This window comes from uncultured Parabacteroides sp. (assembly GCF_947855115.1).
Taxonomy (GTDB): Bacteria; Bacteroidota; Bacteroidia; order Bacteroidales; family Tannerellaceae; genus Parabacteroides.
The window spans coordinates 70,142-84,020 of sequence record NZ_CANTZW010000005.1 but is presented as its reverse complement, the minus strand read 5'-3'; the positions used below and the strand labels follow the sequence as shown (position 1 = coordinate 84,020).

Here is a 13,879-nt window from a genome sequence, read left to right as displayed (position 1 = left end):
CAAAAAAGCAATTTATCATGAAAAAGAATCTACTGCTCTTAATGCTTACATTCTTGCTTCCCGCTTTTATGTATGGGCAGGAATTGACAGTCTCCGGAACAGTGCTGGATACCTATAAAATGGGTGTTCCCGGCGCAGCTATCGTAGAAAAAGGCACGACAAATGGTACGGTTACCGATTTCGACGGTAATTACACGTTGAATCTCACGAAAAAAGATGCCACGTTGGTATTCTCTTTTATCGGATATAAGACACAAGAAATCCCTGTCGCCGGGAGAGTAAAGGTCGATGTAATATTGCAAGAAAACGCCGAACAACTAGACGAGGTGGTAGTAACCGGTTACGGTGGTTCCCAGAAGAGAGCGACCTTGACAACCTCTATATCTAAACTGGATAACACGGTATTGGAAAACGCGGCTATGGCAAATGCCGGACAATCCCTACAAGGTACCGTATCCGGCTTGCGTGTAGTAAACACGACCGGTAAGCCGGGAGCAGACCCGAACATCGTACTTCGCGGAGGAGCGACCATGACCGGGAAAGACAACGGGGCTTTAGTGGTAGTAGATGGTATCGTACGTAACTCTCTGGCTGATATCAACCCGGCCGATATCGAGTCTATCCAGGTATTGAAAGATGCTGCCTCGACCGCTATCTACGGTGCCCGCGCGAATGGAGGTGTTGTATTGGTTACCACGAAAAAAGGGAAGGAAGGCGCTTCCTCCGTCACCTACAAATTCAAGGCCGGCGCAAACTTCGCCCGCTACGGATATGATTTCCTTGACGCACGAGACTATATCTATTACAACCGCCTGGGTTACCTGAGAACCGGACGCTCCGGTATCGATAACCAAGCCGGATACGGTATCGGCAACGACTTATACGATATCCGCTACCTAGACAACGACACGAAACACCTCCTGAACGAGGGATGGCAGCAAATGGATGATCCGGCCAGCGACAAGCAGATCCTTTTCAAAGATCATTCGGGCGAGGCAAAAGAGGCGACATTCAATAACCCTACCTTCACGCAAGATCATTATATCAGCTTCACGGGGGGTAACGATAAATCCACTTTCGCCGCCAGCTTGGGTTATTACAAAGAAGACGGTATGGTACAAGGTACTAACTACGAACGCTTCTCCGGTACGCTGAACGGTTCTTATAAGGTATTGCCTTTCTTGACCGTAAACGGAGGGGTATCTTATACCTGGTCTCGTTCCCCGGAATTATGGGACAACCTATCCAACTCCCAAGTATTCTATCGTACGCTCAGCCAGCGCCCGACGTGGAATCCGTGGCTGGAAGACGGAAGCCCGGCCAGCGGTATCGGATCGGCCGATGGTAATCCACAATATTACCTCGACAAAATGACACAGACGAACGGTACACGCCGCAACACATACACGATGGGATTCAAGGCTGATATCCTTCCGGATAAACTGGTGCTAAACGGAAACGCTTCCTTATACCATGTTGACTACCAGAAAGAGACATTCGACAAGGCTTATCAGTTCCAGACAGCCGCAAGCCCAAACACGGTACGAGAGGCTTACGCTAAGGTTACCAAATCCAATCAGCAGCAGTTAAACGCTACTTTAACCTATACGGATACGTTCAATGAGAAGCATAATCTGGAAGCTATGGTCGGAGGCGAGTATTTCAACTACCACTACTTCGCATTCGATGCCACTACGCAGAACTCTCCGTCGGATGATATCCCGACGCTAAACGCCGGTAGCAATCGTACGAAAACAAGTTCCAAGAAAGAAGGTTATCGTATCCTTTCCGGATTCGCCCGCGTGAACTATAATTACGCTTACAGATATTTACTTTCTGTGGTCGCACGTTACGACGGTATCTCCAAATTAAGCGATAACCGCTGGGGATTCTTCCCGGGTGTATCTGCCGGTTGGAATATGCACGAGGAAGCGTTCTTCAAAGAATCTAAATTAGCGGATTTCATGACAAACCTGAAGCCGCGTGTCAGTTGGGGTGTAAACGGTAACGTAAACGGATTAGGTTATTACGATGTATACGGAACTTACGCGCAAACGGACAAGAACTATGATAGTTCCGTAGGTTTTTATAACAACAACCTGATCAATAGCGGCCTGCGATGGGAACAGAGCCAGTCGTTCGAGGTAGGTCTCGACCTAGGTTTCTTCAACAACCGTTTAAGCTTTATCTTGGATTATTACAACCGTACGACCAAGAATTTGCTGACCGACCTGGAGTTACCGATCTATACAGGTTACGATAAAATCAAGACCAACTCCGGAACCTTGCGCAACCAAGGTTTTGAGATGGAGGTCAGAGGTAACATCCTGTCAAACGTAAAGGGATGGAGCTGGGAGGTTTCAGCGAACTTATCTACCGTAGCGAACAAAGTCATCAAATTACCGGCAAACGGTAATGAGAACAACCGTCAAGGTGGTTCTTTGGTTTGGGACCCTAAGCAAGGCAAGGAAGTATGGGTAGGCGGCTTGCAGGAAGGCGGTAAGCTAGGCGAGATCGTTGCCTACAAGCAAGACCATATCTTTAGGGATTGGGACGACGTAAAAGCGCACGCAAACAATCGCTACGACGCTATTGGCGAGTTATACGGACCGGCGGCTTACGCAGCCTTGGCAGATAAGACCGGCAAACAACAGATCGAACCGGGTGATGTATGCTGGGCCGACTTGAACGGTGACGGTGTAATCAACACGTTAGACCGTGTAAAGATCGGTAATATATTCCCGAACATAACCGGCGGTTTCTCTACCACGATCACATGGAAAGACCTGTCGTTATACGCACGTTTCGACTATGCGCTAGGACATACCCTTTATAATGACTTGGCCGCACGTTCCATCGGGCAATATCAAGGATCGTTCAATATCATCGATATGGTAAAGCAAACTTGGTCCGAGGAAAACCCGGATGCCGACTTGCCTAAATTTTACTATGCGGATCAATTGAGCAAGAAAAATATCACACGCTCTAATAACGCGGTCGCAAACACGGATAATAACAGCTCACGCTTCTACGAGAAAGCCGACTATCTGGCTTGTCGCGAGATCACGCTGACCTGGAACTTGCCAAAGCGTTGGATCAACAAAGCATTTATGTCAAATGCCTCATTATATGTAACCGGGCAAAACCTGTTCTACGTCACAGGTTATACCGGAAGTTCTCCGGAACCGGCTTTGGTTCGTTACGAAGATTCTTCGAACGGTACCGCCAACCTAGGTGTGGACGATGGTCGTTACCCGACACCGCGTACCGTATTATTGGGAGTATCCGTCACATTCTAATAACTCATTAAAAGCAAACAAGATCATGAAAAAGATATTAGTAACACTTTTCACCGCAGCGGCGTCTGTAGCCGCGTTCACCGGTTGCGACTCGCTGGATGTAGAGTCGGTAAGTACGATTACCGATGCCGGCTACTGGAAATCGGCCGACCAAATCAAAGCTTTCAATACGGGCTTGCATTCCTTGATGCGCAAGTATTCCTATAACATGTTCCTGCTGGGTGAGCCCCGTGGAGATATTTATGGCGATATCCCGTTCGGAGGCGAGGCGACCCAGGGAGTGGAACGTCTTCCTTACAACACCATCAACGCTGAATTCACAGGCGTTAGTGATTACGCGCAGCTTTATAAAGTGATCAACCAGATCAACTTAATGATTTACAAGACAAAAGATTCGGATCTCCTCGCGGAAGCCGATCGCAACTACTATCTGGGAGAAGCCTATGGTATGCGCGCGTTCTTATATTTCCACTTACTCCGTTCTTGGGGCGACGTGATCCTTACGACAGAGCCGACCTTAGGTTCCGAATTGGATGTCTCCAACTTGGCTAAGGCCGTTACTCCAGCCGCCGATGTAATGAAACACATCAAACAAGATATCGAGGCTTCGGAAAAAGCGTTCGGCAGCGATTACAGCTATAAATTCGGAAAGACTTATTGGTCTAAATCGGCTACCATGATGCTAAAAGGCGAGGTCTACTTATGGAGCGGAAGCCAAATGGAAGGTGGCAGCGGCGACTTCAATACGGCGAAAGCCGCTCTACAAGACGTACAAAGCAACAGTGGAGCCTCGCTGGAAAGTGAATTCTCGAATGTATTCGCTTATAACAATAAGGAAAACAAGGAGATCATCTTCGCGTATCACAGCGGACAAGACGATGATTTCTTCATGTGGGAAAGTTATAACTGGCGAAACAATATGGTGCCTCAGAAAGAATACATGGCCAATTATTGCAACGAGGAAGGAACACCGTTCTTGGAAGTGCCGGGATTCAACCTAAATGGCTTGATCCGTTTCCAGGTGAACTACGACTTCTACTGGAACGTATACCGCAAGGGAGACAGCCGTTGGCAGAGTACGCTGACCCCGGTCTACCAAAAACAAGAAGACGGAACGCTTAAATACATCGCTCCTATCGCCAATAAATTCCAAGGAACGACCCTTTCCGGTGGCGACGAGCGTCAATGGTACGATGATTATCCTGTATACCGTTACGCGGATTGCCTCTTATTATTGGCTCAAGCTAAAGCGTTCTTGGGAGAAGATATCTCCACGGAGATCAATACGATCCGCGAACGCGCCTACGGTTCCGAGTATTTCAACGCACACAAAAGCGAACTCGCCTACCCGAACGATAAAGGAACTTTCTACGATGATAATAAGTATATGGCCGGTGATGACAAGGGGGCTATAGAAACCGTATTGAAAGAGCGTCTTCGCGAATTCGTCTTCGAGGGCAGACGCTGGTACGACCTGCGTTTGGCTGGTACGGACTATGTTCTGAAATATACGAAAGCCCAAAAGGAACGTCTGCTATGGCCGATCAATGAGACCGTGTTAACAAACAACTCGGCTTTGAAACAGACCCCCGGATACTAATTGTACATAGGTTCAAGGCGATTTGGATATAACTAGGTTTTAGCGTGAATTCCAAAGGGGCTTTGTTCATATGGATGAACATCGTTACCTTTGGAATTCACATATTCACAAATCAACCTACAAACAAAAAAACATCATGAAAAAAACTTTCTTGTATTTCTGCCTCCTTCTCATCGTACAAGCGGCTTTCGCGGCAGACAGTCTTTTTGTACGGGAACAACAAATCCCGATCTTGACAGACCGGATCGATAACGTACTTTACGAGATGCGGATACCGGCCCAAAAAGGGGATGTATTAAGCGAGATCACGATACAGATCGGAGACGGTGTCAACCTGTCGGACATTCAAGCGATACGTCTATTCTATAGCGGAGTGGAAGCTCCTTCCCGCAAAGGAGAGCATTTCAGCCCCGTAACGTACATATCCAGCCATATACCGGGAAATACCCGTAAGGCTCTTGAGGCCTATTCCGTACAGCAAGATGAGGTTGCCGCCCCCTTGTCGCGCACGGTAAAACTGACCTCCAAGCAACCGATGCTCAAAGGTATCAACTATTTCTGGGTAAGTATCCAGATGAAGCCCGAGACTTCTTTATTGGCTAAAGTAGCGACCACGATATCCAACGCCTCGATCAACAACAAACCGATCGACATCACTTGGAAAGGAAAAGTGGACGAACGTCATGTAGGGATCGGCGTGCGCCAAGCCGGAGATGACGGATCGGCGGCTTTCCGCATCCCGGGATTAGTAACGACGAATAACGGGACACTGCTCGGAGTCTACGATATCCGCTATAACAGCAGCGTAGACCTGCAAGAGAAAATCGATATCGGCGTAAGCCGCAGTACCGACAAGGGACAAACCTGGGAACCGATGCGAGTAGCCATGACCTTCAAGCAAGCGGATGGCCTACCTCACGGGCAAAACGGCGTGGGAGACCCATCGATCCTGGTAGACGAAAAGACCAATACGATCTGGATCGTCGCCGCGTGGACCCATGGCATGGGCAACGAGCGGGCTTGGTGGAACTCCATGCCGGGAATGACACCGGACGAGACCGCCCAACTCATGCTCGTGAAGAGCGAGGACGACGGCAAGACGTGGAGTGAGCCGATCAACATCACGTCTCAAGTAAAAGACCCGTCCTGGTATTTCTTATTGCAAGGCCCGGGACGAGGTATCACGATGCAAGACGGGACCTTGGTCTTCCCGATCCAGTTTATCGACGCTACCCGCGTGCCCAACGCCGGCATCATGTATAGCAAAGACCGCGGGGAAACATGGCATCTGCATAATCTGGCCCGCACGAATACCACGGAGGCGCAAGTAGCCGAGGTAGAGCCTGGCGTATTGATGCTAAACATGCGAGATAACCGAGGCGGCAGCCGTGCCGTAGCCATCACGAAGGATCTGGGCAAGACGTGGACGGAACATCCTTCCAGCCGCAGCGCCCTACAAGAACCCGTTTGCATGGCCAGCTTGATCAAGGTAAACGCCAAGGATAACATCACCGGCAAGGATCTCTTGCTCTTCTCCAACCCGAACACGACAAAAGGGCGTAATCACATCACGATCAAGGCGAGCCTAGACGGTGGGCTTACTTGGCCCGCGGAACATCAAGTCTTATTAGACGAGGCAGAAGGCTGGGGATACTCCTGCCTTTCCATGATCGACAAGGAGACGGTAGGAATCCTCTACGAGTCTAGCGTGGCACATATGACTTTCCAGGCCGTCAAATTAACAGACCTTATCCCTCAAAGGAACCATCCATGAAACGGATACTAAATTTCATTCTTGTCATATGCTTAGGTATTTCCGGGTCTTTACAGGCCCGGAATCCTATTTTATTGCCCCTGCCTCAAAAATACGTCCGGACAAACGCCTCGTTCCATCCGAAGGAAATCGCGGTTTCCTCCGAAGAGCACATCCGTTCCCTCCTAATGGAATTCCTGGAGGAACTACCGGTAAGCGTACAACCGGACAGTAGATACAAGATAGAGGTTTCCTTGGTAGAGAAGTTAGACGGAATCCCCCTCAACCCCGAGGAGGCCTACCAGCTAAGTGTCTCTTCCCGGAAAATAACCATCCGGGCAATATCCGGGAAAGGGGTTTACTGGGCGATACAAACCTTGCGCCAACTGACCGAGCGGCAAGGGAAGCGATATTCCATCCAAGGCTGCGAGATCACCGACTGGCCCGCTTTCCGTATCCGCGGATTCATGCAAGACGTCGGACGGAGCTATATCTCCATGGAAGAGCTGAAACGGGAGATCGAGGTGCTTTCCCGCTACAAGATGAACGTATTTCATTGGCATCTCACGGAGAACCAGGCTTGGCGGCTGGAGAGCAAGATCTTCCCGATGCTGAACGACAGCAGCAATATGAGCCGTATGCCGGGGAAACGGTATACCATCGAGGAGGCCAAGGAACTGGTTCGCTTCTGCAAGGAGCATAACGTATTATTGATCCCGGAGATCGATATGCCGGGACATAGCGCCGCTTTCGTCCGGGCGTTCCGTCATGACATGCAGAGCAAAGAAGGTATGGCGATCTTGAAACTATTGATGGACGAGGTCTGCGAGGTATTCGAGGAGGTTCCTTACCTGCATATCGGTACGGACGAGGTAAAGTTTACCAATCCGGAGTTCGTGCCCGAGATGGTCGCTTACATCCGTTCGAAAGGAAAACAAGCGGTCTCGTGGAACCCGGGCTGGAAATACAAGCCGGGCGAGATCGATATGGAGCAAATGTGGAGCTACCGGGGAAAAGCGCGGCCGGGGATTCCCGCTATCGACTCCCGTTTCCATTACATCAACCATTTCGATACGTTCGCCGATCTGATCGCCTTGTACACCAGCCGTATTTACAACGAGCCGCGGGGAAGTCACGACCTGGCGGGCACGATCCTCGCCGTATGGCACGACCGGCTTGTACAGCCGGAGGATAAATTGATCCGTGAGAACAACCTGTACCCGAACTTGCTAGCGATCGCCGAACGTTCCTGGCTGGGAGGCGGCTACCAGTATTTCGACAAGAACGGAACGATGCTGCCTATAGATCCGGAGAACGAGGAGTACAAAGCCTTCGCCGATTTCGAGCGGCGGTTGTTATGGCATAAAGAACATCATTTCCAAGGATACCCGTTCGCCTATGTGAAGCAAACCAACGTGAGATGGCGTATCACCGACGCTTTCCCGAACGAAGGGGAACTGACCCGCTCTTTCCCTCCGGAAAAGGTACTTCAGAAGCAATATACCTACGAAGGGAAAAGCTACGGCACGCACGACGCTATCGGTGCCGGTATTTACCTGCGCCACGTCTGGGGGCCGCAAGTTCCCGGTTTCTACAAAGATCCGCGACCGAATCATACCGCTTACGCATGGACCTGGATCCATTCGCCCAAGGCGCAAGACGTAGGGGCGTGGATCGAGTTCCAGAATTACGGGCGCTCGGAGATGGATCTTCCTCCTCCGCAAGGGAAATGGGATTATAAAGGAAGCCGTATCTGGGTAAATGACCAAGAGATAGCGCCTCCCGTATGGACCGCTACCCACCGGGAGAAGTCGAATGAGATCCTGCTGGGGAACGAGAATTGCGTAAGCCGCGAACCGACTCCGATCCATCTGGAAAAAGGATGGAACAAGGTGTTGATGAAACTTCCGGTCGGCGCGTTCAAAATCCCTGAGATCCGCTTGGTGAAATGGATGTTCACGTTCGTTTGCGTCACGCCCGATGGAGAGAAAGCGGTGGAAGGATTGGTCTACTCTCCGGACAAACAACTCAAATAACCTCTAACTCGATTGAATGAAATGAGAAAAATAACAGGAATCTTATCGCTCCTCCTCGCTTTCGCGCTCATGGGGCAAGCCCAAAAGATCAAGGTGGCTTGCGTGGGCAATAGCGTGACCTACGGCCACGGGATCGAGAACCGGGAGACGAATTGCTATCCGGCCCAATTGCAACGGATGCTTGGCGACGCCTACGAGGTGGAGAACTTCGGGCATAGCGGGGCTACCTTATTGAACAAGGGATATCGCCCCTATACCCAGCAAGAGGCTTATCAAAAAGCTTTGAGGTTCACCGGGGATTACGTGATCATCCATCTGGGATTAAACGATACGGATCCTCGCGCATGGCCGAATTATCGGGACGATTTCGTGCGGGATTATCTTTCCTTGATCGATTCTTTCCGGAAAGCCAATCCGAAATGCAAGGTATGGGTCTGCCGTATGACTCCGATATCTCACCGCCATCCTCGTTTTAAATCCGGCACAAGAGACTGGTATCGGATGGAGCAAGCGCTTATCGAACAAATCGCCCGGATAGCCGGGGCGACCTTGATCGATTTGCGGGAAGGATTATACGATCGCCCGGATCTATTGCCCGACGCGTTGCATCCAAACACCGAGGGGGCCGGTATCTTGGCCCGCATCGTTTACGGCGCGCTAACCGGAGATTACGGAGGATTACGGCTTCCCGCCATCTATTCGGACCGGATGGTCTTGCAACGGGATCGACCGCTTCCTATATCCGGCACCGCCAACCAAGGGGAGAAGGTAACCGTTACCATCGCCGGGCAAAAGAAGGAGACCGTAGCCGGTACGGACGGGAAATGGACCGTCACGCTCGATCCCTTGCGGGTAAGCGGGAACTCCTACACCTTAACGGTCTCTGCCCCCAGCCGCACGCTGAACTACCGGGATGTAGTAGCCGGGGAAGTCTGGCTATGCTCCGGACAATCCAACATGGCTTTCCGGGTAAACGAGAGCGTAAAGGAAGAGCGACAGCAACAATTGGATTACGCGAGACAACGCCCGCACATCCGCTTATTCGACCTAAAGCCCCGCTGGGATACCCACGCCGTGGAATGGGACGCTTCCGTACTGGATTCATTGAACCGCCTGCAATATTACCGCGACACCCAATGGGAAGCATGCGACGCACGGAATGTCGCATGTTTCTCGGCCATCGGATTTGCCTTCGGGCGTATGCTGGCCGATAGCTTGCAAGTGCCCGTGGGATTGATATTGAACGCTGTTGGCGGCTCGCCTACGGAGGCATGGATCGATCGGGAAACACTGGAATTCGAGTTTCCGGACATCCTACAGGATTGGACGAAGAACGACTTCATCCAAGATTGGGTACGTGAGCGGGCGGCCCTAAACATCAAGCAAGCATCCAACCCGCTCCAACGTCATCCGTATGAGCCTTGCTATCTGTTCGAGGCGGGCATCCAACCTCTTCACCGATATCCCATCAAAGGGATTATCTGGTATCAAGGGGAATCGAACGCCCATAACATGGAAGCGCACGAACGGTTATTCCCGCTATTGGTAAACAGTTGGCGCCGGAATTGGAACGCCGACCTGCCTTTCTACTACGTCCAGCTATCCGGCATGGACCGCCCGAGCTGGACTTGGTTCAGAGACAGCCAACGCCGCCTGACGCAAACCGTATCGAACACGGGTATGGCCGTAAGTAGCGATCGCGGGGATTCCTTAAACGTTCACCCGACCCGAAAGAAAGAGATTGGCGAACGGCTGGCGTATTGGGCCTTGAACAAGACCTACGGGCATAACGTGATTCCATCCGGCCCCTTATTCCGCGGCGCGATGTTTACCGACAGCGCCGCCTATATCACTTTCGATTACGCGAATGGATTAAAAACCTCCGACGGGGTTCCCATCCGCACGTTCGAGATCGCCGAGCAGGAAGGACTTTACTATCCGGCGCAAGCCGTGGTAGAGAACGGGAAAGTAAAGGTGTGGAGCGATCAAGTAACTCACCCCAAACTGGTACGCTACGGCTGGCAGCCCTTCACGAGAGCGAATCTCGTAAACGAGACGGGTATGCCGGCCTCTACATTCCGGGCTATAAAAGAATAAGCTATGTATAATAAACAACAAATCACCGGCTGGCTATTCCTCCTGCTACTCTGCGTAGCGGGATGCGGCCAACCGGTATCTAAAAAAGAGAACACCATGATAAACTGGACAAAATTACCGGATCTGCCGGGAGCCGCCGATACGGTATCCCTTGGCGTTTCCGCTCCATTCGCCGGTATCCATAACGACGTGTTGATCGTTGCCGGCGGTTGCAACTTCCCGGACAAACCTGTTACTGAGGGAGGGGCCAAGCGATATTATAGCGAGATATTCGTCCTTCTTCCCGAAGGCTGGAAAGAGATCGCCCGATTGCCTTATCCCGTCGCGTACGGCGCTACGGTTTCCACCCCGGAAGGTATCGTTTGTATCGGAGGAAACAACAGCGATTCTTCCTTGGTCGAGGTCTCCCGCATCTCCTACAACCCCGCGAAAGGGGAGGTGGCGATTTGCGCCTTACCTTCCTTGCCGGCGCCAATGGATAATCTCTCGGCTGCTTTTGCCGGACAGGAGGTTTACGTGGCAGGGGGAAATAAGAACGGGCAACCCTGTCACACCTTCTTACGCCTCGACCTGGCGCATATCGAAAAGGGATGGGAACAACTACCGGATTTTCCGGGAGCGGCCCGTGTACAACCGGTATTAGCGGCCGGTGAAAGCCCCCAAGGTACACGCGTCTATCTAGCCGGAGGCTTCCAGCCTATCTTAAACGGAGAGGAACCGATCGTCCCGACCGATGTCTTGGCATTCGACCCGGCAACTTCTACCTGGCGACAGGAAACCGTTCTTCCACCGCTGAAGAATGGAGCGAACCGTACCCTGACAGGTGGTTGCGCCGTGACTTTCCAAACGGATAAAATCTTATTTATGGGAGGCGTGAACTACGATTGTTTCCTAGCCGCCATCGCCCGCCCGCTCCATTTAGCGAGAGCGGAGGCGGCTCAAGACTCGGCATCCATTACCCGACTGCAAGCGGAAGCCAAGGCCTATATGCATCACCCGGTAGAATGGTACCGATTCAATACCACCTTACTTCAATACGACCTCTCCACGAGAGAATGGAGCGATCTGGGCGAATATGAGCAGTTAGCCCGTGCCGGAGCGGGAGCGGTTATCCAAGATAACCGATTAACCATCATCAACGGAGAATTGAAACCGGGTATCCGCACGCCGCAGGTGAATCAAGCGGAGTTATAGGAGTTATAATAGGAACTTGATGGGATCGTTGGTAAGTGCTCCAACGATCCCGGTTTACTTTTTCCATCCGATCCTCAGCATCCGGAGTCAAAATAGAACATATCGTACCGAGATCGTATCCCAAGACAGATCCCAGACAATAAGCACGCATATGACGCATGCTGTATAAACCATTGAACATAAGCATCTTAAAAAGACGATTATATTTTCCGCAAAACATGCACGTGTTTCATGAAAAAGTCGTACATGTTTTTCGGGATACACGTACATGTTTTTACAGAATCATACGACAGGCAACAAGAGCATATACGGAAATATACAATAAGCCTACCTTATCATCAGATCTGAATTGCATAAAGGTACATAACAGCCATTAATTGCATACCTTTGTATAATATAATTTTGTATATGAAAATATATTTCGAAATATTCATCTTTAATTGTAGAGACGCAGCGTGCTGCGTCTCCCACCATCTGATAGTATCTTAAAGTTACCATTTTGAGGGGATGAGACGCAGCACGCTGCGTCTCTACAAAAAAGATTTAAATCGCCGCGATCTTCCGGAGGCTTGCGTCCCATTTTGGCTCGGTGTGGATGAGGAGGACGGCTTCTTCCGGCGTGTCGGCTACCGCCCATAGCTTGGCGTGCTGGGGACGCATGAAATTCTCGTTCATGGCGTTCCTCAAAAGTTCTAATAGGGGATCATAGTAATGGTTGATATTGAGGATCACGATCGGGTTCAGGTAGAGGCCGAGCTGTTTCCATGTAATGATCTCCAGGAGTTCCTCCAAGGTACCACATCCACCCGGAAGGGCGATTACCGCATCCGAGAGGTTTGCCATGAGCTGTTTGCGCTCGTGCATTGTCTCCACCTCGATCAATTCGGTCAAGCCTTTATGATACCAGTCTTGCTCTACCATAAAATGGGGGATAACGCCCGTTACCGTTCCACCGGCCGCTAATACGGCGTCGGAGACGGTACACATCAAGCCGATATTCCCGGCACCGTTGACTACCCGCAGTTTCCGCTCTCCCAAAAGACGGCCCAATTCCTTGGCGGCATCAAAATAAACCGGGGGAATTTTCGTGCTGGACGCACAATACACGCAAACCGACGAGATGTTATTCATCTTTTTCTCTTCCATATCTTTTTATTCTTGATTTATATCGTAACCAAATAAGGCGAAATCCCCCAGACAAGGATCATCGGGGAAGACTTTCGCCAACGCGTCCGTTATCTCACGGGCCGTACGAAGGGTAGCGGTTTTCTGACTTGTCAAGCCCAGCCGCAAGGAGATCTGGTGCACATGCGTATCCAACGGGATGATTAACTGCCGGGGATGCACCGCCGTTCTCCAGATGCCTAGATCGACGATACCATCCGTACGTACCATCCAGCGCAAGAACATCGCCAGACGCTTACAAGCGGAAGTGCCACCCAAAACCGGAATGCCATTGAGACCGGCGAAAAGTTGTCGCAACCGCAAGATCGGATCCTCGCAAGGACCGGCGGCGGCCATAGCGTCTTCCATACTATCGTAGGTGTCGTATATATCCTTTAGCCGGCAACAAAGGAGATGCAGATCCCGATAGGTATAAAAACGGTAAAAGGTATCCCGCCTACAAACCGGGCGGTTCCGTAGGGGAGCGAAAGAAGTCTCCCCGGTACGGATAAACTCATAGGGGCTTTCACCCATCATGCGGTGTAACTCCTCCGCTTTTTGGAGAATATGCGCCCTGCGACCGTAGGAGATCCATGCCGTCAGGAAAGCCGATATCTCGATATCCCGTTTCTCCGTAAACCGATGGGGGAACTGTACGGGATCATCCTTGATAAACGATTCCGTATTATACGTTTTCGCCCATTCGCGAAGTAACGAGATTGTCTTCTTATCCATA

8 protein-coding genes are annotated in these 13,879 nt (G+C 50.9%); 6 read left to right on the top strand and 2 right to left on the bottom strand.

Annotated elements, in window-relative coordinates; all coding sequences use genetic code 11:
* The first annotated feature begins 17 nt into the window (after positions 1-17).
* The 6 genes from Q0110_RS05510 to Q0110_RS05485 all read left to right on the top strand — a co-directional run bounded on the left by Q0110_RS05510 (position 18) and on the right by Q0110_RS05485 (position 11,979).
* Positions 18-3,299, top strand: coding sequence for a TonB-dependent receptor (locus tag Q0110_RS05510; protein WP_297903836.1), 3,282 nt, complete (start codon positions 18-20; stop codon positions 3,297-3,299).
* A gap of 25 nt (positions 3,300-3,324) precedes the next feature.
* Positions 3,325-4,899, top strand: coding sequence for a SusD family outer membrane lipoprotein NanU (gene nanU, locus Q0110_RS05505; protein WP_297903833.1), 1,575 nt, complete (start codon positions 3,325-3,327; stop codon positions 4,897-4,899).
* 136 nt (positions 4,900-5,035) lie between these two features.
* Entirely contained in the window at positions 5,036-6,673 is a 1,638-nt protein-coding gene (locus Q0110_RS05500; RefSeq protein ID WP_297903830.1) for a sialidase family protein, read from the top strand.
* Positions 6,670-8,688: a family 20 glycosylhydrolase gene (locus Q0110_RS05495; RefSeq protein ID WP_297903827.1), complete on the top strand. Its 2,019-nt coding sequence runs from the start codon at positions 6,670-6,672 to the stop codon at positions 8,686-8,688. Before Q0110_RS05500 ends, Q0110_RS05495 begins: the two co-directional genes overlap by 4 nt.
* A 21-nt stretch (positions 8,689-8,709) precedes the next feature.
* Positions 8,710-10,785 carry a GDSL-type esterase/lipase family protein gene (locus tag Q0110_RS05490; RefSeq protein ID WP_297903824.1) on the top strand — a complete coding sequence of 692 codons (2,076 nt, stop codon included), beginning with the start codon at positions 8,710-8,712 and terminating at the stop codon, positions 10,783-10,785.
* Positions 10,786-10,788: 3 nt separating this feature from the next.
* Positions 10,789-11,979 carry a cyclically-permuted mutarotase family protein gene (locus tag Q0110_RS05485; protein WP_297903821.1) on the top strand — a complete coding sequence of 397 codons (1,191 nt, stop codon included), beginning with the start codon at positions 10,789-10,791 and terminating at the stop codon, positions 11,977-11,979.
* A 543-nt stretch (positions 11,980-12,522) separates the two neighbouring features.
* On the opposite strand, the gene Q0110_RS05480 is transcribed toward Q0110_RS05485, so the two are convergent.
* A complete protein-coding gene (locus Q0110_RS05480) occupies positions 12,523-13,125 on the bottom strand; it encodes a TIGR00730 family Rossman fold protein (protein WP_297903818.1) in 603 nt (200 codons plus the stop codon).
* Positions 13,126-13,131: 6 nt separating this feature from the next.
* Positions 13,132-13,878, bottom strand: a complete 747-nt coding sequence (locus Q0110_RS05475) for a TIGR02757 family protein (protein WP_297903815.1) — start codon at positions 13,876-13,878, stop codon at positions 13,132-13,134.
* Between the last annotated feature and the right edge of the window lies 1 nt (position 13,879).

What these genes read in the sequence shown, in the direction of transcription:
- Q0110_RS05475 (WP_297903815.1), bottom strand. Translation starts at nt 13,878, where the DNA reads ATGGATAAGAAGACAATCTCGTTACTTCGCGAATGGGCGAAAACGTAT.
- Q0110_RS05510 (WP_297903836.1), top strand. Translation starts at nt 18, where the DNA reads ATGAAAAAGAATCTACTGCTCTTAATGCTTACATTCTTGCTTCCCGCT.
- Q0110_RS05485 (WP_297903821.1), top strand. Translation starts at nt 10,789, where the DNA reads ATGTATAATAAACAACAAATCACCGGCTGGCTATTCCTCCTGCTACTC.
- Q0110_RS05500 (WP_297903830.1), top strand. Translation starts at nt 5,036, where the DNA reads ATGAAAAAAACTTTCTTGTATTTCTGCCTCCTTCTCATCGTACAAGCG.
- Q0110_RS05480 (WP_297903818.1), bottom strand. Translation starts at nt 13,125, where the DNA reads ATGGAAGAGAAAAAGATGAATAACATCTCGTCGGTTTGCGTGTATTGT.
- Q0110_RS05490 (WP_297903824.1), top strand. Translation starts at nt 8,710, where the DNA reads ATGAGAAAAATAACAGGAATCTTATCGCTCCTCCTCGCTTTCGCGCTC.
- nanU (WP_297903833.1), top strand. Translation starts at nt 3,325, where the DNA reads ATGAAAAAGATATTAGTAACACTTTTCACCGCAGCGGCGTCTGTAGCC.
- Q0110_RS05495 (WP_297903827.1), top strand. Translation starts at nt 6,670, where the DNA reads ATGAAACGGATACTAAATTTCATTCTTGTCATATGCTTAGGTATTTCC.